This window comes from Streptomyces sp. S3(2020), assembly GCF_013044505.1.
Lineage (GTDB): Bacteria > Actinomycetota > Actinomycetes > Streptomycetales > Streptomycetaceae > Streptomyces.
In genome coordinates this window covers 14,711-33,065 of the sequence record NZ_JABERD010000105.1, presented here as the reverse complement: position 1 = coordinate 33,065, position 18,355 = coordinate 14,711, and the positions used below count along the sequence as shown (strand labels likewise).

The 18,355-nt window shown below is 72.0% G+C and carries 20 protein-coding genes; 12 read left to right on the top strand and 8 right to left on the bottom strand.

The features are described from left to right. From HLK59_RS28895 to HLK59_RS28885, 3 genes are all read left to right on the top strand, one after another. On the top strand, window positions 1-510 hold a 510-nt coding region (locus tag HLK59_RS28895; protein WP_206327704.1), incomplete at its 5' end, for a hypothetical protein. A gap of 135 nt (window positions 511-645) precedes the next feature. Then, window positions 646-1,404, top strand: coding sequence for a J domain-containing protein (locus HLK59_RS28890; RefSeq protein WP_171144477.1), 759 nt, complete (start codon window positions 646-648; stop codon window positions 1,402-1,404). Between the two features lie 170 nt (window positions 1,405-1,574). After that, entirely contained in the window at window positions 1,575-1,922 is a 348-nt protein-coding gene (locus tag HLK59_RS28885) for a rhodanese-like domain-containing protein (RefSeq protein WP_171144474.1), read from the top strand. Between the two features lie 16 nt (window positions 1,923-1,938). Here the strand turns inward: HLK59_RS28885 and HLK59_RS28880 are convergent, their stop codons facing one another. The 6 genes from HLK59_RS28880 to paaA all read right to left on the bottom strand — a co-directional run bounded on the left by HLK59_RS28880 (window position 1,939) and on the right by paaA (window position 6,759). After that, a complete protein-coding gene (locus HLK59_RS28880) occupies window positions 1,939-3,072 on the bottom strand; it encodes an acyl-CoA dehydrogenase family protein (RefSeq protein WP_171144473.1) in 1,134 nt (377 codons plus the stop codon). A gap of 112 nt (window positions 3,073-3,184) precedes the next feature. Next, complete coding sequence (locus HLK59_RS28875; RefSeq protein WP_171144472.1) at window positions 3,185-4,243, bottom strand: 2Fe-2S iron-sulfur cluster-binding protein; 1,059 nt, start codon at window positions 4,241-4,243, stop codon at window positions 3,185-3,187. After that, window positions 4,243-4,779: a 1,2-phenylacetyl-CoA epoxidase subunit PaaD gene (gene paaD / locus HLK59_RS28870; RefSeq protein ID WP_171144471.1), complete on the bottom strand. Its 537-nt coding sequence runs from the start codon at window positions 4,777-4,779 to the stop codon at window positions 4,243-4,245. The genes HLK59_RS28875 and paaD overlap by 1 nt, the downstream gene beginning before the upstream one ends. Further along, a complete protein-coding gene (gene paaC, locus HLK59_RS28865) occupies window positions 4,773-5,495 on the bottom strand; it encodes a 1,2-phenylacetyl-CoA epoxidase subunit PaaC (RefSeq protein WP_171144470.1) in 723 nt (240 codons plus the stop codon). Before paaC ends, paaD begins: the two co-directional genes overlap by 7 nt. After that, a complete protein-coding gene (paaB, locus tag HLK59_RS28860) occupies window positions 5,492-5,779 on the bottom strand; it encodes a 1,2-phenylacetyl-CoA epoxidase subunit PaaB (RefSeq protein ID WP_171144469.1) in 288 nt (95 codons plus the stop codon). The genes paaC and paaB overlap by 4 nt, the downstream gene beginning before the upstream one ends. Continuing rightward, entirely contained in the window at window positions 5,776-6,759 is a 984-nt protein-coding gene (paaA, locus tag HLK59_RS28855; protein WP_171144468.1) for a 1,2-phenylacetyl-CoA epoxidase subunit PaaA, read from the bottom strand. The genes paaB and paaA overlap by 4 nt, the downstream gene beginning before the upstream one ends. 255 nt (window positions 6,760-7,014) lie before the next feature. Between paaA and HLK59_RS28850 the strand changes: the two genes are divergently transcribed. Genes HLK59_RS28850 through HLK59_RS28840 form a run of 3 tightly spaced genes read left to right on the top strand, consistent with a single transcriptional unit; the run spans window position 7,015 to window position 9,796 of the window. After that, entirely contained in the window at window positions 7,015-7,833 is an 819-nt protein-coding gene (locus HLK59_RS28850; protein ID WP_171144467.1) for a DUF5819 family protein, read from the top strand. Next, window positions 7,830-9,059: an HTTM domain-containing protein gene (locus HLK59_RS28845; protein WP_171144466.1), complete on the top strand. Its 1,230-nt coding sequence runs from the start codon at window positions 7,830-7,832 to the stop codon at window positions 9,057-9,059. The genes HLK59_RS28850 and HLK59_RS28845 overlap by 4 nt, the downstream gene beginning before the upstream one ends. After that, complete coding sequence (locus HLK59_RS28840) at window positions 9,056-9,796, top strand: TrmH family RNA methyltransferase (RefSeq protein ID WP_171144465.1); 741 nt, start codon at window positions 9,056-9,058, stop codon at window positions 9,794-9,796. The genes HLK59_RS28845 and HLK59_RS28840 overlap by 4 nt, the downstream gene beginning before the upstream one ends. Here the strand turns inward: HLK59_RS28840 and paaN are convergent. Further along, window positions 9,793-11,499 carry a phenylacetic acid degradation protein PaaN gene (gene paaN, locus HLK59_RS28835; protein WP_171144464.1) on the bottom strand — a complete coding sequence of 569 codons (1,707 nt, stop codon included), beginning with the start codon at window positions 11,497-11,499 and terminating at the stop codon, window positions 9,793-9,795. The genes HLK59_RS28840 and paaN overlap by 4 nt on opposite strands. A gap of 159 nt (window positions 11,500-11,658) precedes the next feature. On the opposite strand from paaN, the gene HLK59_RS28830 reads away from it, so the two are divergent. Genes HLK59_RS28830 through HLK59_RS28820 form a run of 3 tightly spaced genes read left to right on the top strand, consistent with a single transcriptional unit; the run spans window position 11,659 to window position 14,144 of the window. Then, the gene (locus HLK59_RS28830) at window positions 11,659-13,176 is read left to right on the top strand and encodes a 3-hydroxyacyl-CoA dehydrogenase (protein WP_171144463.1); all 1,518 of its coding nucleotides are present in this window, start codon (window positions 11,659-11,661) and stop codon (window positions 13,174-13,176) included. Continuing rightward, a complete protein-coding gene (locus HLK59_RS28825) occupies window positions 13,173-13,763 on the top strand; it encodes a TetR/AcrR family transcriptional regulator (RefSeq protein ID WP_171144462.1) in 591 nt (196 codons plus the stop codon). Before HLK59_RS28830 ends, HLK59_RS28825 begins: the two co-directional genes overlap by 4 nt. After that, a complete protein-coding gene (locus HLK59_RS28820; protein WP_171144461.1) occupies window positions 13,764-14,144 on the top strand; it encodes an SMI1/KNR4 family protein in 381 nt (126 codons plus the stop codon). It abuts the gene before it with no gap. A gap of 3 nt (window positions 14,145-14,147) precedes the next feature. Here the strand turns inward: HLK59_RS28820 and HLK59_RS28815 are convergent, their stop codons facing one another. Further along, window positions 14,148-14,633 (bottom strand): Lrp/AsnC family transcriptional regulator, encoded by a 486-nt coding sequence (locus HLK59_RS28815; RefSeq protein WP_171144476.1) that lies wholly within the window; start codon window positions 14,631-14,633, stop codon window positions 14,148-14,150. 190 nt (window positions 14,634-14,823) lie between these two features. Here HLK59_RS28815 and pdhA point away from each other — a divergent pair, with 190 nt between their 5' ends. The 3 genes from pdhA to HLK59_RS28800 are packed head-to-tail and all read left to right on the top strand — an operon-like array spanning window position 14,824 to window position 18,274. Further along, window positions 14,824-15,954 (top strand): pyruvate dehydrogenase (acetyl-transferring) E1 component subunit alpha, encoded by a 1,131-nt coding sequence (pdhA, locus tag HLK59_RS28810; protein WP_171144460.1) that lies wholly within the window; start codon window positions 14,824-14,826, stop codon window positions 15,952-15,954. Further along, entirely contained in the window at window positions 15,951-16,955 is a 1,005-nt protein-coding gene (locus HLK59_RS28805; RefSeq protein ID WP_171144459.1) for an alpha-ketoacid dehydrogenase subunit beta, read from the top strand. Before pdhA ends, HLK59_RS28805 begins: the two co-directional genes overlap by 4 nt. Continuing rightward, window positions 16,955-18,274, top strand: coding sequence for a dihydrolipoamide acetyltransferase family protein (locus HLK59_RS28800; RefSeq protein WP_171144458.1), 1,320 nt, complete (start codon window positions 16,955-16,957; stop codon window positions 18,272-18,274). Before HLK59_RS28805 ends, HLK59_RS28800 begins: the two co-directional genes overlap by 1 nt. Window positions 18,275-18,355 lie beyond the last annotated feature (81 nt).

The window sequence follows — 18,355 nt, the reverse complement described above, 5'->3', positions numbered from 1 at the left end:
GGGTGTGAGGGGCTTGCGGCCGGTGGGGGGTCTTCGGTGAGGTACGTGGATCTCGACGGGCGGGACGGGGACTTCACGGGGATCCTCGATCCGCGGCCCTACCTCGCGAAGCTGCCCGAGCTCGCGGAGCAACTCCCGCCCGGGGCACGCGCCTTCGCCACCGATCCGGGGCACTACGCGTTCACCGGCAAGCGGTGTGTGAAGGATCTCAAGCCGCAGCGGGTACGGCGCCTGGGGGACGAGGGGATCGAGATCCGCTTCGGACACAACTGCTGGAAGCACGACGAGGACCTGGTCGTCCGCTACGAGGGTGTCTCGCGGTTCCAGGTGGATGTCCTGGACGTCTGTGACGTGGCCGCGCTGGGGGATGTGATCCTCGACGAGGTGCTGCCGCACGACGGGGGCTGCACCCATGAGGTCGCGTGCCGGCCGGGGACGCTGGTCGTCGCGTGCCGGGACCTCGAGGCGCGCTGGGTGGCGACGGATTGCCCCGATGCGCGTGGGGGCTGACACAGGCCGTGTCCGAGGGGCCGACCGGCCGTGGCCTACGCTGGTCGGGTGACGACCCCGGAAGCTGAGCAGGGTGGTGTCGCCGGCGGGACGCGGGCGGCGCCCGAGGATGGTGCGCCCCGGCCCGAGGAGCGGCTGGAGCGGGCCGTGCGGGCCGCCGAGCAGGCGCTGATCGAGTACGAGATCGCGGTGGAGACCTTCCGGGTCGAGGTCGAGAACTTCTCCCGGCTGCACCACCAGAGGCTCGGCCCGATGTACGCCCGGCTCGACGAGCTGGACGCTCAGATCGCCGAGGCCACGGCCGAGCGCACCGGTGACCCCGAGGACCGGCGCAAGGCGGACGAGGCCCGTGCCCGGGTGATGCCGATGCCGGCGGTGGAGGAGCTGTTCCACGGCTGGATGGACGGGGACGGGCTGTTCCCGGAGGCCGTGGCGATGCTCACGGACCAGCCGGTGCGGCCCCCGCAGCGGGTGCGGCCCAGCGACGAGGCCCGCAAGCTCTACCGCGAGCTGGTCCGCAAGGCCCACCCCGACCTCGCGCAGGACGACACCGAGCGGGCGCGGCGCGACGAGTTCATCACCCGGGTCAACGGTGCCTACGCCCGCGGTGACGAGCCGCTGCTGCGGGAGCTGGCCGAGGAGTGGGCCGCCGGGCCGAAGCCGCCGGAGCAGGGGCCGACGCCGAGCGAGGAGCTCTACGCCCGCCTGGAGTGGCTCGCCCAGCGCAAGGAACTGCTCAGCGTGGTCGCGCGGGAGCTGGAGGAGAGTGCGATCGGGGCGATGCTGCGGCTGGCACCGGACGACCCCGACCGGCTTCTGGAGGAGATCGCCGAGCAGCTGCTGACACAGCTCGCGGAGCGGGAGCGGGAGCTGGCGGAGCTGCTCGGGCAGTAGCCGGGCCGAATGCCGGGCGGGCTTGTGGACGTTGGGTGTCGGTGTCGGTGTCGGTGTCGGTGTCGGCAGGGTGGGTGCGGGGCGTGTGGCCGTGGGGCTCTGGTGTCGGCCGAGGTGTGGGTGGCTCCCGTGGCCGTGGGGCTCGCGTGTCGCTCAGGTAGCCTCGGGCCATGAGTTTCGGAGCTTCCCTGCCCTCGGTGGACGTCGCCGGTGTTCCGGCCGACGGCCTCGTTCTGGATGTCCGTGAGGCCGACGAGTGGGCCGCGGGGCATGTCGAGGGCGCGCTGCATGTGCCCATGAGTGACTTCGTGTCCCGGTTCGGTGAGGTGACCGAGGCGGTGGCGGAGGGTCGGCGGGCCTATGTGATGTGCCGCGTCGGCGGCCGCTCCGCGCAGGTCACCCAGTACCTGGTCCAGCAGGGCATCGACGCCGTGAACATCGACGGCGGCATGCTGGCCTGGGACGGCGCCGGGCGCCCGATGGTCACGGACAACGGTTCGCCGGCGTTCGTCCTCTAGGACCCCCGGGCGCGCGTCAGGCCAGGGGGTGCGCCGCCAGCAGGTCGCCCAGGGTCTCCTCGTGCGCTGCCGCCGGGCCGAGCGAGAGCTCCAGGTGCTTGGCCCAGGCGTGGTAGCGGTGCAGCGGGTAGTCGATGTCGGCGCCGAAACCGCCGTGCAGATGCTGTGCCGTCTGCACGATCCGCCGTACGCCGTCCGAGGCCCAGATCTTCGCGACGGCGACCTCGCCGGAGACCGGCAGCGGGCCCTGGGTGCCGGAGCCGGTCCGCCAGGCCGCCTGCCACAGCGTGGCCTCCATCGCCTTCAGATCGATGTAGCGGTCGGCGGCCTGCACGGCGACGGCCTGGAACGTGGCGACGGGGAAGCCGAACTGCTCCCGCTTGCTGGTGTATTCGCTGGTCATCCGCAGGACCTGGCGGCCCAGGCCGAGTGCCTGCGCACACGTCCCGACGGTCAGCAGATGCCGTAGCGACTCCCATGCCCCGTCCGCGTCCACGACGTCCCGGGCCGCGACCCGCGCCGAATCCAGCCGCAGTTCGCCGAGCCGCTCGCCCGTGGTGGAGAACTGCTCGGCCAGGACGACCCCTGTACCGGCGGGTGCGACCAGCGCGAGCACGGTCTGTCCGGCCGCCGTGTGTGCGGGTACGACGATGAGGTCGGCGTCGAACGCCCACGGCACCGCGGTCTGCACACCGTCCAGGATCCACCCCGCGCCCTCCTGCCGTGCGGCCACGGCGAGTTCGGCGGGGTCATGGCCGCTGCGGCCGCTCGCGGCGACGGTCAGCACGACCTCGCCGCGGCCCGCCCGGGCGAGCAGGTCGGACCTCAGCTCCTCGGTGCCATGGGCCTGTACGGCCGCCGCGGCCGCGCTGCTCTCCAGCAGCGGCACCCGCGCCAGCACCCGCGCCGACTCGGCCAGCACCAGACAGAGCGCGACCGCGTCCAGACCGGCCCCGCCGTACTCCTCCGTCAGCAGCAGGCTCAGCAGGTCCGCGTCGGCGAGCCTGCTCCACAGCTCACGGTCGAACGTGTCGGCGACGGCGCCCGTGGCGAGCGCGGGGCTCGGCACCCCGTCCGGCGCGACCCCGGCGAACACGCCCCGTGCCGCCTCTGCCGCCGCCTGCTGCTCCTCGGTGAAGGTGAAGTCCACGGTCCCTGTCCTCCCGACGCGTCAGCCGATCGACGGGTGAGCCGATCTGACGGACCGTCAAGATAGAACAGGTTCTAGAAGAAGGGAACGGGGCAGCCCGTCCCCGGTGCCCTCACCGGTCGAAGTCCAGCTCCACCGTCTCCGTCGCCGGATGCGACTGGCACGCCAGCACGTATCCCGCGTCGGTCTCCTCCGGCTCCAGCGCGAAGTTGCGGTCCATGCGGACCTCGCCGGAGACCAGGAAGGCGCGGCAGGTGCCGCACACCCCGCCCTTGCAGGCGTAGGGCGCGTCGGAGCGGTTGCGCAGGACCGTGTCGAGGAGGGACTCGCCGTCCTGGACGGGCCAGGTCCCGCCGCGGCCGTCGAGCCGGGCGGTCACCGTGCTGTGTGCGGGCGCGGGGGTCCTCGGCGCCGGGGCCGCTCCTTCGTCGACGTGGAAGATCTCCTCATGGATGCGGGCCCGGGGGACGCCGAGTTCGCGCAGAGCCCGTTCCGCGCCCTGCACCAGCCCGAACGGCCCGCACAGGAACCAGCCCGCCACATCCGCCACCGGCAGCAGCGCGGGCAGCAGTCCCGTCAGCCGCTCCCGGTCGAGCCGTCCGGACGGCAGCCCGGCCTGCTGCTCCTCCCGGGAGAGGACCGTGACCAACTGAAGCCGCTCGGGGTAGCGGTCCTTCAGGTCGGCGACCTCGTCCAGGAACATCGTCGAGGCGGCCGTACGGTCACTGCGGATCAGACAGAACCGGGCCGCCGGCTCGCGCGCCAGCAGCGTCGACACGATCGACAGCACCGGGGTGATGCCGCTGCCGCCGACGACCGCCGCGTACCGGCCGGGTGCGGGGGCGAGGGTGAAGCGCCCCGCGGGCGTCATCACCTCCAGCTCGTCGCCGACGCAGATCTCCTTGAGGGCGTACGTCGAGAAGGCTCCGCCGTCCACCAGCCGTACACCGACGCGCAGTCGGCGAGGGGCCTCGCCGTCCGGTGCCGGGGAGCAGATCGAGTACGTGCGCCGGATCTCCTCGCCGTCGGCCGTGCGGCGCACGGCGAGGTGCTGGCCCGGTGCGTACCGGTAGGCCTCGGCGAGTTCCGGCGGCACGGTGAAGGTGAGGGCCACGGAGTCGTCGGTGAGCCGGTCGACCGCCGCCACCGGGAGCGCGTGGAAGCGGGCCATCACAACTCCTTGAAGTGGTCGAACGGTTCACGGCAGTCCAGACAGCGCCGCAGCGCCTTGCAGGCCGTGGAGGAGAAACGGCTGAGCAGCTCGGTGTCGGCGCAGCCGCAGTGCGGGCAGCGGACGGGGTCGGTGGTGTCGAGCGTCCGGGTGGGACCCAGGGACACGGTCACCGGGTCGGCCGCCCGCTGTGCGCGCGGCGGGGCGATGCCGAACTCGCTCAGCTTGCGGCGGCCTTCGTCGGAGATGTCGTCCGTCGACCAGGCGGGCGCGAGGACCGTGCGCACGGTGACCTCGCGGACGCCGTGGGCGTGCAGCACCCGCTCGATGTCCACGGACATCGCCTCGATCGCCGGGCAGCCGGTGTACGTCGGGGTCAGCTCGACCTCGACGGAGGCCTCGGCCGTGTCCTCGCCGTGGACATGCACCGCGCGTACGACCCCCAGCTCCCGCAGGGTGAGCACGGGCAGTTCGGGGTCGGGCACCGAGCCCGCCAGTTCGAGGAGTTCCGCCTCCAGCGGGGTCACGGTCACCATGACGCCCCCGGGTGGCTGCGGTGCAGATGCTGCATCTCGGCGAGCATCCGCCCGAAGGACTCGGTGTGCAGGCCCTGTCGGCCCGCTCCGGCCGTCCACGCGCCCGTGCGCGGTCCCTCGGGGACAGTCAGGGTGGCGCGGTCCAGGACGTCCGTGACGGACGCCAGCCATGTCGTCTCCAGCGCGGTCCAGTCGACGTCGACACCCTCCACCGGCTGGAACATCTCGCCGGTGAACCGCCACAGCGCCTCGCACGCACGCCGCATCCGCTCCCGGCTGACGTCCGTGCCGTCGCCGAGGCGCAGAGTCCACTGCTCGGCGTGGTCGCGGTGGTAGGCGACCTCCTTGACGGCCTTCGCGGCGAGCGGGGCGAAGGGTCCCTCGCCCGCGGCCAGTTCGGCGTACAGCAGGTGCTGGTAGGTGGAGAAGTACAGCTGGCGGGCGATGGTGTGGGCGAAGTCGCCGTTCGGCTGCTCCACCAGCTGGAGGTTGCGGAAGGCGCGCTCCTCGCGCAGATACGCCAGTTCGTCCTCGTCGCCGGCCGTCGACAGCAGGACGCGGGCCTGGCCCAGCAGGTCCAGCGCGATGTTGGCGAGGGCGACCTCCTCCTCCAGCACGGGCGCGTGGCCGGCCCACTCGCCGAGGCGGTGGGAGAGCACCAGGGCGTCGTCGCCGAGGGCCAGAGCGGCGGCGTGCGTGGTCACGTCGGTGGTCACAGGTGCTTCACCCCGTCCGGGATCTCGTAGAACGTCGGGTGGCGGTAGGGCTTGTCGGCGGACGGTTCGAAGAACGGGTCCTTCTCGTCCGGCGAGGACGCGGTGATCGCGGCGGAGGGGACGACCCAGATCGAGACGCCCTCGCCGCGGCGGGTGTACAGATCGCGGGCGTTGCGCAGGGCGAGCTCCGCGTCCGGTGCGTGCAGGCTGCCGGCGTGGGTGTGCGAGAGGCCGCGGCGGGAGCGTACGAAGACCTCCCACAGAGGCCAGTCGGTGTTCGTCATGCGCGCGTGGCTCCCGTCTCGGTGTGCTTGCCGGCGTAGGCCGCGGCGGCCTCGCGGACCCAGGCGCCCTCTTCGTGGGCCTGCCTGCGCTGGGTGATCCGCTGTTCGTTGCAGGGGCCGTTGCCCTTGAGGACGTTCTTGAACTCGGTCCAGTCGATCGGGCCGAACTCGTGCCGTCCCAGCTCCTCGTTCCACTTCAGGTCCGGGTCGGGGAGGGTCAGGCCCAGGGACTCGGCCTGGGGGACGCAGATGTCGACGAAGCGCCGGCGCAGCTCGTCGTTGGAGTGCCGCTTGATCTTCCAGGCCATCGACTGCGCGGAGTGCGCGGACTCGTCGTCGGGCGGGCCGAACATCATCAGGGACGGCCACCACCAGCGGTCCACCGCGTCCTGGGCCATCGCGTGCTGCTCGGGGGTGCCCTTGCTGAGGGCCAGCAGCAGCTCGTAGCCCTGGCGCTGGTGGAAGGACTCCTCCTTGCAGATACGGACCATCGCGCGCGCGTACGGGCCGTAGGAGCAGCGGCACAGGGGGACCTGGTTGGTGATCGCGGCGCCATCCACGAGCCAGCCGATCGCGCCGACGTCCGCCCAGGTCAGCGTGGGGTAGTTGAAGATCGAGGAGTACTTCTGGCGGCCGGAGTGGAGCTTGTCCAGCAGCTCGTCGCGGCCTGTGCCGAGGGTCTCGGCGGCGCTGTAGAGGTAGAGGCCGTGCCCGGCCTCGTCCTGGACCTTGGCCATCAGGATGGCCTTGCGGCGCAGCGAGGGCGCGCGCGTGATCCAGTTCGCCTCCGGCTGCATGCCGATGATCTCGGAGTGGGCGTGCTGGGCGATCTGGCGGACCAGCGTGGCGCGATAGGCGTCCGGCATCCAGTCGCGCGGCTCGATGCGCTCCTCGGCGGCCACGGCGGCGTCGAAGGCGCGCTCGTACGCGTCCTGGCCGACGGCGTCCTCCCTGTCGTACGCCTGTGCTGCTGTTGCCATGTGGCCCCCTCGACCCTGTGCGCTGTCCGGTGTTCTGTCCGGAGCAGGCTCCCGACCGATCGTTCGGTTCGTCGATTCCATGGTGTGCCGGGCGCCGTAAGGTGTCAACCGCTGTGGATAACCTGCCGACGGGCTGTGCGGGCGGGAGGGCCTGAGTACCGTTCCCGTGCGAGCGCCGTGGAGGGTGCGTGGGCGGTGGAGTGCCCTGCGGCCTCGCGGTCGGAAGACGGAGCGGACATCGGGAGACGGGGCGCAATGGACGCGTACGACACAGGCTCGGGCGCCCGGCACGGGCCGGCCGACGAGCCCAGGTCGCCGGAGGGGGGCGCCGGGCCGCGGCCTGCCCTGCCCGCGGCCGGCGATCCCGCGGACGCGGCTCCCCCGCCGACGCCGTACGACCTGCCCGCCCCGCACGGCACCGAACCCCGCACCGGTGTGGCCGCCCTCTCGCTCGGCTACCAGATCGGTGCCGCGCTGGCGCTCGCGATCGTGGCGGTCACCGTCTGCGTCCACCTGGGGATGACGTTCCTGCACGTCGCGCCGGCGAACGCGGTCACCAAGCAGCACGGCAAGGCGATCGACGACTGGATATACCCGGAGTTCGAGCAGAACTGGAAGCTCTTCGCGCCGAACCCGCTGCAACAGAACATCGCGGTCCAGGTGCGGGCCCAGGTCCTCACCGCGGACGGCACCGTACGGACCACCGGCTGGTACGACCTGTCCGCCGAGGACGGCCGCGCCATCGACGGCAATCTGCTGCCCAGCCACACCCAGCAGAACGAGCTGCGCCGCGCGTGGGACTTCTTCGTCGCCACACACGGCACCGACAACCGGCCCGTCGGTCTGCGCGGCGCCCTGTCCGAGACGTATCTGCGCCGCATCGTGGTGATGCGCCTGGACCGGGACGACGCGGCCGGGTCCGACGGCAGTGTCGAACGCGTACAGGTCCGCTCCCGTACCACCAGTGTGCGACCGCCGAAGTGGAGCCAGGAGCAGGTCTCCGACAAGCCCCTGTACCGAGAACTGCCCTGGTGGTCGGTCACGCCGGCCGACCTGCCCGGAGGTGACCGGTGAACCGCTTCGCCCTGTCGCTCTCCACCGCCATCGCCCGTGTCACCGAGTCGGCGCTCGGCCCGTACCAGAGCGCCGTGGTCCGTATCGGCTTCAGCGCGACCTGGCTGCTCTTCCTGCTGCGCGAGCTGCCCCACCGCCAGGAGCTGTACGGCCCCGACGGCCCGTGGAGCTGGGACCTCGCCGAGCAGCTGATCGCCGGCAACGGCGCCTTCACGGCGCTGATCTGGTCGGACGGCCGGATCTGGTTCGAGAGCGTCTACGGCCTCGCCGTGCTGTCGAGCGTCCTGCTGCTGCTCGGCTGGCGCACCCGCACCATGTCCGTGCTCTTCATGGTCGGCGTGCTCTCGCTCCAGAACCGCTCCATCTTCATGGGCGACGGCGGCGACAACGTCCTGCACCTGATGTGCGTCTACCTCGTCTTCACCCGCTGCGGCCAGGTCTGGTCGCTGGACGCGCGCAGGGCGCGGCGCGAGAACGCGGCACGCGCGCGTGGCGAGCGGGTCGTGGACCGGGTCGGGCCGGTGCTGTGGATCGTGCTCGGGCTCGCACTGATCGCGGCGACCGGGGCGGGGCGGCTGCTGGAGGGCGACCTGTTCGTCCCCGCGCTGCTGTGGGCGGTGTGGCTGGGGCTCGGTGTGTGGTGGACGATCGGTCGGCTGGCGCCGACGGACCAGCCGCGGATCCTGCTCGACGTCATCGCGAACATCGTGCACAACGGCGCCCTGCTCGTGATCATGGCCGAGGCCTGTCTGATCTACGCCACGGCCGGCTGGTACAAGATCCAGGGCACGCGCTGGCAGGACGGCACCGCGGTGTACTACCCGCTGCACCTGGACTACTTCTCGCCCTGGCCCGCCCTCGCCGACGCGCTGTCGTCCAGCGCCACGATGGTGCTGCTCGTGACGTACGGGACCGTCCTGGTCCAGGTGGCCTTCCCGTTCACCCTGTTCAACCGGCGCGTCAAGAACGTCCTGCTGGCGGCCATGATGACCGAGCACGCGGTGATCGCGGTCGTCCTCGGGCTGCCGTTCTTCTCGCTGGCGATGATCGCCGCCGACGCGGTGTTCCTGCCGACGCCGTTCCTGCGCCGGATGGGTGGCCGGGCGGGTGGACTGGCGGCACGCGTGCGTGCACGGGTGACGGCGCGGCGGGGCGGCCGTACGCCGCTGCCGGAGCCGCGCGCGCCCGAGAGCGCCGAGGAGACGCACGTAGGCTTCACGGCATGACCGACCCCGCCGGCCGCTGGCACCGCCTCGCCGACTCCTCCGTCCTGCTCGACGGCTTCCACGCCCTCAAGCACGCGGTGCGCTTCGGCGCCGCGGTCCCGGTCGCGCTCACCACCGACCGGGAGGCCACCCTCGCGCTCGCGGACGAACTCGCCCCCGACGTACGCCGGACGCTGGACGCGCTGCTGACCGAGGTCCCGGAGAAGGTGTACGCCTCGCTGGTGCCGCGCCCGCATCCGACCGCGGTCGCCGCCCTGGCGGTACGACCGTCCCGCGCGGCCAACCTGGAGCGGCTGGCCCGGATGGGGCGCACCGCCCCGGTGGTGGTCCTCGACCAGCCGCGCAACCTCGGCAACGCGGGGGCCGTGATCCGGCTGGCGGCGGGCTTCGGTGCGACGGGCGTGGTCACCACCGGCACCCTCGACCCCTGGCATCCGACGGTGGTGCGCGGAGGCGCCGGGCTGCACTTCGCGACGGCGGTGGAACGGGTCACGGCCGAGGAACTGCCTCCGGGCCCGCTGTTCGCCCTGGACCCGGAGGGCGACGACATCCGGGGCACGAAGCTCCCGGACGACGCCGTCCTCGCGTTCGGCTCGGAGCGCAGCGGACTGACGGCCGAACTACGCGCGCGTGCCGATCATCTGCTGGCGCTGCCGATGCGTCCCCAGGTCTCCAGCTACAACCTGGCGACCAGTGTGGGCATGACGCTGTACCACTGGAGCGCGGCCGGCTTCTAGGCCTCCCGGCGTACCTCGACCACCCGGAAGCGGTTGCTGACGAACGCCCCGTCCGTCAGCGCGGCGTTCGCCGCCGGATTGCCCCCGGAGCCGTGGAAGTCGGAGAACGCGGCCGTCTGGTTGACGTACACCCCGCCCGTGAGGTTCAGCGACAGCTGGGCCGCCTCCTCCAGGCAGACCTCCTGCACGGACCGCTCGACGTCGTCGTCGGTGGTGTACGCGCCGACCGTCATGGCGCCCTTCTCGCGGATCGTGCGCCGCAGCAGGTCCACGGCGTCTGCCGAGGAGTCGACCGCGACGGCGAAGGAGACGGGGCCGAAGCACTCGCCCATGAAGGCGGCCTCGTCGTCCGCCCCCTCCCAGTACTTCCGCGCGCCGTCCAGCTTGACCATGACCGGCGTGCGCACGACCGCGTGCGGGAACTCCGGGTTGGCGATCTCACGGGAGGCGAGGGCGACTTCGCCGAGCCCGGTCGCGGCCTCCAGGCGGGCCTTGACGTCCGGGTTGACGATCGCGCCGAGCAGCGCGTTCGCGCGCGCGTCGTCGCCGAGCAGGCCGTCCACCGCGCGGGCGAGGTCGGCGACGACCTCGTCGAAGGTGCGAGGACCCTCGTCGGTGCGGATGCCGTCGCGGGGGATCAGGAAGTTCTGCGGGGTCGTGCACATCTGGCCGCTGTAGAGCGACAGCGAGAACGCCAGGTTGGCGAGCATGCCCTTGTAGTCGCTCGTCGAGTCGACCAGCACGGTGTTGACGCCGGCCTTCTCCGTGTAGACCTGCGCCTGACGGGCGTTGGCCTCCAGCCAGTCGCCGAACTCCGTCGAGCCGGTGTAGTCGACGATCCGGATCTCCGGGCGGGTGGCCAGCATCTTGGCGATGCCCTCGCCCGGACGCTCGGCGGCCAGCGCGACCAGGTTCGGGTCGAAGCCGGCCTGGCCCAGGACCTCGCGCGCCACCTGGACCGTGAGCGCGAGCGGCAGCACCGCGCGCGGGTGGGGCTTCACCAGGACCGCGTTACCGGTGGCCAGGGAGGCGAACAGGCCCGGATAGCCGTTCCACGTCGGGAAGGTGTTGCAGCCGATGACCAGGCCGATCCCGCGCGGGACCGGCGTGAACTGCTTGGTGAGCGCGAGTGGGTCGCGCTTGCCCTGCGGCTTGCTCCACTCCGCGGTGTCGGGCGTGCGCACCTGCTCCACGTACGCGTACGCCACCGCCTCCAGACCGCGGTCCTGCGCGTGCGGGCCGCCCGCCTGGAACGCCATCATGAAGGCCTGGCCGGAGGTGTGCATGACCGCGTGCGCGAACTCGTGCGTCCGGTCGCTGATCCGCTTCAGGATCTCCACACAGACCACCGCGCGGATCTCCGCACCCGCCTCGCGCCACGCGCGCTGCCCTTCGCGCATGGCGGGCAGCAGGGTGTCGATGTCCGCGTGGGGGTAGGTCACCCCCAACTCGATGCCGTACGGAGACGTCTCGCCGCCCACCCAGTCGTCCGTGCCCGGCTGGCCGAGGTCGACGCGGGTGCCCAGCAGGGCGTCGAAGGCGGCCTTGCCCGCGGCCGCGTCCAGGCTGCCGTTCTCCCCGTAGGCCTTGGGATGTTCGGGATGCGGCGACCAGTACGCGCGCGTGCGGATCGCTTCGAGCGCCTGGTCGAGGGTGGGCCGGTGCTTGGCGATCAGCTCGTGGGCGGTCAGTTCGGCGGCCATGCGGGACCAACTCCTCGTCTTGTGAACTCTTCGTCGAGCTCATGACCTGGGCAGAACCTGGGCAGATACAGCCGGACAGAGTTAGAGTAACCGAACGATCGGTCGGGACAAGGGGGTCCGCCGCATCTGTGGAAAACCCCGTGCGGGAGGATCGCGCACATGACAGCACTCGACCTCAGCAGCCCCGTGGCCGTCGTCGGCACCGGCACCATGGGCCAGGGCATCGCCCAGGTCGCTCTGGTCGCCGGCCATCCCGTACGGCTGTACGACGCCGCCCCCGGGCGCGCCCGGGAAGCGGCCGACGCGATCGGCGCCCGGCTCGACCGGCTCGTCGAGAAGCAGCGGCTGACCGGCGCCGACCGGGACGCGGCACGCGCGCGTCTGACGGCCGCCGACAGCCTCGCCGACCTCGCGGACTGCGCCCTGGTCGTCGAGGCGGCCCTGGAGCGGCTGGACGTCAAGCAGGAGCTCTTCCGGGAGCTGGAGGACGTCGTCGGTGAGGACTGTCTGCTCGCCACCAACACCTCGTCCCTGTCGGTGACGGCCATCGGCGGCGCCCTGCGCAACCCGGGCCGTTTCGTGGGCCTGCACTTCTTCAACCCCGCGCCGCTGCTGCCGCTCGTCGAGGTCGTCTCCGGGTTCGCCACCGACGTCACCTCGGCCACGCGCGCGTACGAGACCGCACGGGTCTGGGGCAAGACGCCGGTCGCCTGTGCCGACACCCCCGGATTCATCGTCAACCGCATCGCCCGGCCCTACTACGGCGAGGCGTTCGCGGTGTACGAGGCCCAGGGCGCCGACCCCGCCACCATCGACGCGGTGCTGCGTGAGTCGGGCGGCTTCAGGATGGGCGCGTTCGAGCTGACCGACCTGATCGGGCAGGACGTCAACGAGGCCGTCACGCACTCGGTCTGGAAGTCCTTCTTCCAGGACGTCCGCTTCACTCCCTCGCTCGCCCAGCGGCGGCTGGTGGAGTCGGGTCGGCTCGGCCGAAAGAGCGGCCACGGCTGGTACGAGCACGGCCCCGACGCGGAGCCCGCCGAGCCGCACACCGCGGAACCGGCGCAGGCGCCCGCGTACGTCGTCGTCGAGGGCGACCTGGGTCCCGCGTCCGAGCTGCTCGCGCTGATCCGCGAGGCGGGCATCCCGGTCCGCGAGGACGACGAGGACCACGGCACCCGGCTGGTGCTGCCGAGCGGCGGCCAGCTGGCGCTCGCCGACGGGCAGACCTCGGTGGAGTTCCGGGACGTCGTCTACTTCGACCTCGCGCTCGACTACCGCCGGGCCACCCGTATCGCCCTGTCCGCCTCCCAGGACACCGCCCAGCAGACCCTCGCCGAGGCGATCGGCCTCTTCCAGGCGCTCGGCAAGGACGTCAGCGTCATCGGTGACGTCCCCGGCATGATCGTCGCCCGCACGGTCGCCCGGATCGTCGACCTGGCGCACGACGCCGTCGCCAAGGGCGTGGCGACCGAGGAGGACATCGACACCGCGATGCGCCTGGGCGTCAACTACCCGCTGGGCCCCTTCGAATGGAGCCGCAGGCTCGGCCGCAACTGGGCCTACGCCCTCCTCGACGACCTCCACCTGCGCGATCCCAGCGGCCGCTACGCGCCGTCCCTCGCGCTGTACCGCCACGCGTACGCCACCGACAAGAGGGAGGGCAGCACCTCATGACCACCGCCAAGCGCGACACGTACACCCCCGAGACGCTGCTGTCCGTCGCCGTCCAGGTCTTCAACGAGCGCGGCTACGACGGCACGTCCATGGAGCATCTCTCCAAGGCGGCCGGCATCTCCAAGTCCTCGATCTACCACCACGTCGCGGGCAAGGAGGAACTGCTGCGCCGCGCCGTGAGCCGGGCCCTCGACGGGCTCTTCGCGATCCTCGACGAGGAGCACGCGCGCGGGGGGCAGGCCGTCGAGCGGCTGGAGTACGTCGTACGGCGCATGGTCGAGGTGCTGATCACCGAGCTGCCCTACGTGACGCTGCTGCTGCGCGTGCGCGGCAACACCGACACCGAGCGCTGGGCCCTGGAGCGGCGCCGCGACTTCGACCACCGGGTCGCCGAGCTCCTCAAGGCCGCGGCCGCCGAGGGCGATGTGCGCGGCGACGTGGAGGTGCGGCTCGCGACCCGGCTGGTCTTCGGAATGATCAACTCGATCGTGGAGTGGTACCGGCCGGACGGACGGGGCGTGAGCGAGCGCGAAGCGGCGGACGCGGTGGTGCAGCTGGTGTTCGGGGGGTTGAGGAAGGCCGGCTGAATGAGCCCCGACGACATGCTCGCGCGGGCGGAGGGGCACTTTGGCGTCGGCTTTCCGCAGGACTACCGGGACTTCCTGGCCTCGGAAGGCAGCATGAGCCGCTTCGTTCCCCCGGCGGACGATTTCCTCGTGATCAACCCGGTCGAGGAGCTGATCCCCGTCAACGAGGCCGGTGAGTTCCAGGCGCGTTTCCCCGGCGGTGTCGCCATCGGCGGCGACGGCAGCCGGGAGTTCCTCACCTACGACTTCCGGCAGGACCCGCCGTCCCTCGTCCTGCTCGACATCTCGGCTCTCGACTGGTCCTCGGCCATCCATCAGGCGGGCTCGCTGTCCGCTCTGCTCGAACAGTTCCCCGAGACCGGCTGGAACTTCGACGGCTGAGTCTCAGCCCTGCGGTTCCAGGTCCTCCTCCTCGAAGACCAGCAGGGTGCGGGTGCTGAGGACCTCCGGGATGGCCTGGAGGCGGGTGAGGACCAGTTCGCGCAGGGCTCTGTTGTCGGGGGTGTGGACGAGGAGCAGGACGTCGAAGTCGCCGCCGACCAGGGCGATGTGGGAGGCGCCGGGGAGCTGGATGAGCTGTTCGCGGACCGTGCGCCAGGAGTTCTGGACGATCTTCAGGGTGATGTACGCCGATGTGCCCTGACCGGCGCGTTCGTGGTCGACACGGGCGCCGAAACCGCGGATCACGCCGTCCTCGACGAGACGGTTGATACGCGCGTAGGCGTTCGCGCGCGAGACGTGGACGCGTTCGGCGACCGACCTTATCGACGCGCGGCCGTCCGCCTGGAGCATCTTCAGGATGTCCTCGTCGATCGAATCGAGGGGACGGGCGGGCGGCAGCGGGCGACCGCCGTCCGGGCTTTCGGCCATTTGTTCAGGTGCCATGTCCCCCCGCCTCCCTACCATGGACGTACTGCGTTCATTGCAGGCTGTGGAGAACCGTTTGTCCACAGCCTGAGGGTGCCTGTAGCCAAAATGTGCCGACGACCGAACAATCGGTAGGTGAGGCGCATCACAACCCGTGACGCGTCTGAAGCCGCTCCCACGAGGAGGTGCCGTCATGACGGTCATGGAGCAGCGGGGCGCGTACCGGCCATCGCCGCCGCCCGCCTGGCAGCCCCGTACCGACCCCGCGCCGCTGCTGCCGGACGCGGAGCCGTACCGTGTGCTCGGCACGGAGGCGGCGGGCGAGGCCGACCCCGGCCTGCTGCGCCGCCTCTACGCCGAACTGGTGCGCGGCCGTCGGTACAACGCGCAGGCCACCGCCCTCACCAAGCAGGGCCGCCTCGCCGTCTACCCCTCCAGCACCGGCCAGGAGGCCTGCGAGGTCGCCGCCGCGCTGGTCCTCCAGGACCGTGACTGGCTCTTTCCCAGCTACCGCGACACCCTCGCCGCCGTCGCCCGCGGCCTGGACCCCGTCCAGGCGCTGACCCTGCTGCGCGGCGACTGGCACACCGGCTACGACCCGCGCGAACACCGGGTCGCCCCTCTGTGCACCCCCCTCGCCACCCAGCTCCCGCACGCCGTCGGCCTCGCCCACGCGGCCCGCCTCAAGGGCGACGACGTGGTCGCGCTCGCCATGGTCGGCGACGGCGGCTCCAGCGAGGGCGACTTCCACGAGGCACTGAACTTCGCCGCCGTCTGGCAGGCGCCGGTCGTCTTCCTGGTCCAGAACAACGGCTTCGCGATCTCCGTCCCGCTCGCCAAGCAGACCGCGGCCCCGTCGCTGGCCCACAAGGCCGTCGGCTACGGCATGCCCGGCCGACTGGTCGACGGCAACGACGCGGCCGCCGTGCACGAGGTCCTCGCCGCCGCCGTACGGCACGCGCGCGAGGGCGGCGGACCCACCCTCGTCGAGGCGATCACCTACCGCGTCGAGGCCCACACCAACGCCGACGACGCGACCCGCTACCGCGGCGACGCCGAGGTCGAGACCTGGCGGCGGCACGACCCGATCACGCTCCTGGAGCACGAGCTGACCACGCGCGGGCTCCTCGACGACGACGGCATCCAGGCCGCGCGGGACGCCGCCGAGACGATGGCCGCCGACCTGCGCGAACGCATGAACCAGGACCCGGCGCTCGACCCGATGGACCTGTTCGCCCACGTCTACGCCGAACCCACCCCGCAACTGCGCGAGCAGCAGGCCCAGTTGCGCGCCGAGCTGGAGGCAGAGGGGGAGACCCCATGACCACCGTCGCGGTGAAGCCCGCCACGATGGCGCAGGCCCTCACGCGCGCGATGCGCGACGCGATGGCCGCCGACCCCACCGTCCACGTCATGGGCGAGGACGTCGGCACCCTCGGCGGCGTCTTCCGGGTCACCGACGGCCTCGCCAAGGAGTTCGGCGAGGACCGGGTCACGGACACCCCCCTCGCCGAGGCCGGAATCCTCGGCACCGCCGTCGGCATGGCCATGTACGGGCTGCGGCCGGTCGTGGAGATGCAGTTCGACGCGTTCGCCTATCCCGCGTTCGAGCAGCTGATCTCGCACGTCGCCCGCATGCGCAACCGCACCCGCGGCGCGATGCCGCTGCCCATCACCGTCCGCGTGCCCTACGGCGGCGGCATCGGCGGCGTCGAACACCACAGCGACTCCTCCGAGGCGTACTACATGGCGACCCCGGGGCTCCACGTCGTCACGCCCGCCACCGTCGCCGACGCGTACGGGCTGCTGCGCGCCGCCATCGCCTCCGACGACCCGGTCGTCTTCCTCGAACCCAAGCGCCTGTACTGGTCGAAGGACTCCTGGAACCCCGACCACCCGACGGACGTCGAGCCGATAGGCCGGGCGGTCGTGCGGCGCCCGGGGCGCAGCGCCACCCTCATCACCTACGGGCCGTCCGTACCCGTCTGCCTCGAAGCCGCCGAAGCGGCACAGGCCGAGGGCTGGGACCTCGAAGTCGTCGATCTGCGTTCCCTGGTGCCGTTCGACGACGAGACGGTCTGCGCGTCGGTCCGGCGGACCGGGCGCGCGGTCGTCGTGCACGAGTCGGGCGGGTACGGCGGTCCGGGCGGGGAGATCGCGGCCCGGGTCACGGAACGCTGCTTCCACCATCTGGAGGCGCCCGTGCTGCGTGTGGCCGGGTTCGACATCCCGTACCCGCCGCCGATGCTGGAGCGCCACCATCTGCCCGGTGTGGACCGGATCCTGGACGCCGTGGGGCGGTTGCAATGGGAGGCCGAGGGCTGATGGCACAGGTCCTGGAGTTCAAGCTGCCCGACCTCGGGGAGGGGCTCACCGAGGCGGAGATCGTGCGCTGGCTGGTGGAGGTCGGCGACGTGGTCGCCGTCGACCAGCCGGTCGTCGAGGTCGAGACGGCCAAGGCGATGGTCGAGGTGCCCTGTCCCTACGGCGGCGTGGTCACGGCCCGGTTCGGTGAAGAGGGCACGGAGCTGCCCGTGGGGTCGCCGCTCATCACGGTCGCGGTCGGCGCACCCGTGGCCGACGGCTCCACCGGGAAGAGCGAGGGCTCCGGGAACGTGCTGGTGGGGTACGGCACGTCCGAGGCGCCCGCGCGGCGGCGCAGGGTGCGGCCGGGACAAGGGGTGCCCGTGGCGGCCCCGGCGGCGAACGGGCAGGCCGCGGCGCGCGCGGTGGGTGCGGTGACGGAGGGGCCGATTCCGGTGATCTCGCCGTTGGTGCGCAGGCTCGCCCGTGAGAACGGACTGGATCTGCGGGAGCTGACCGGTTCCGGACCCGACGGGCTCATCCTGCGGGCGGACGTCGAGTACGCGCTGCGGTCCGCCGCCGCGCAGGACAAGGCCGCGGAGCTGACGGTGACGGAGCTGCCCCGGACCTCGGCCCCCGTCCCCGTCGCCGGAGGCATCCGCACCCCTCTCAAGGGCATCCGCGGCGCCGTGGCCGACAAGCTCTCCCGCAGCCGGCGCGAGATCCCCGACGCCACCTGCTGGGTGGACGCCGACGCGACGGAGCTGATGCGTGCGCGTACGGCCATGAACGCGGCCGGCGGAGCGAAGATCTCCCTGCTCGCGCTCCTCGCCCGGATCTGCACCGCCGCCCTCGCCCGGTTCCCCGAACTCAACTCCACCGTCGACATGGCGGCCAGGGAGGTCGTCCGCTTCGACCACGTGCACATCGGGTTCGCCGCGCAGACCGCGCGGGGCCTCGTCGTGCCCGTCGTCCGGGACGCGCACGCGCGGGACGCCGAGTCGCTGACCGCGGAGTTCGCGCGGCTGACCGAGGCGGCGCGCACCGGAGGCCTCACACCCGGGGAACTCACCGGTGGGACCTTCACGTTGAACAACTACGGGGTCTTCGGCGTCGACGGCTCCACGCCGATCATCAACCACCCCGAGGCCGCCATGCTCGGCGTCGGCCGGATCATCCCCAAGCCGTGGGTGCACGAGGGCGAACTGGCGGTGCGGCAGGTCGTCCAGCTGTCGCTCACCTTCGACCACCGCGTCTGCGACGGCGGCACGGCCGGCGGCTTCCTGCGGTACGTGGCGGACTGCGTGGAACAGCCGGCGGTGCTGCTGCGCACCCTCTGATCCCGCGGACCGCACATGCACTGATCCCACGCACCGCAACCGCACTGATTGCACCGCCTCCCCTGCGTTCCCTGTGATCGC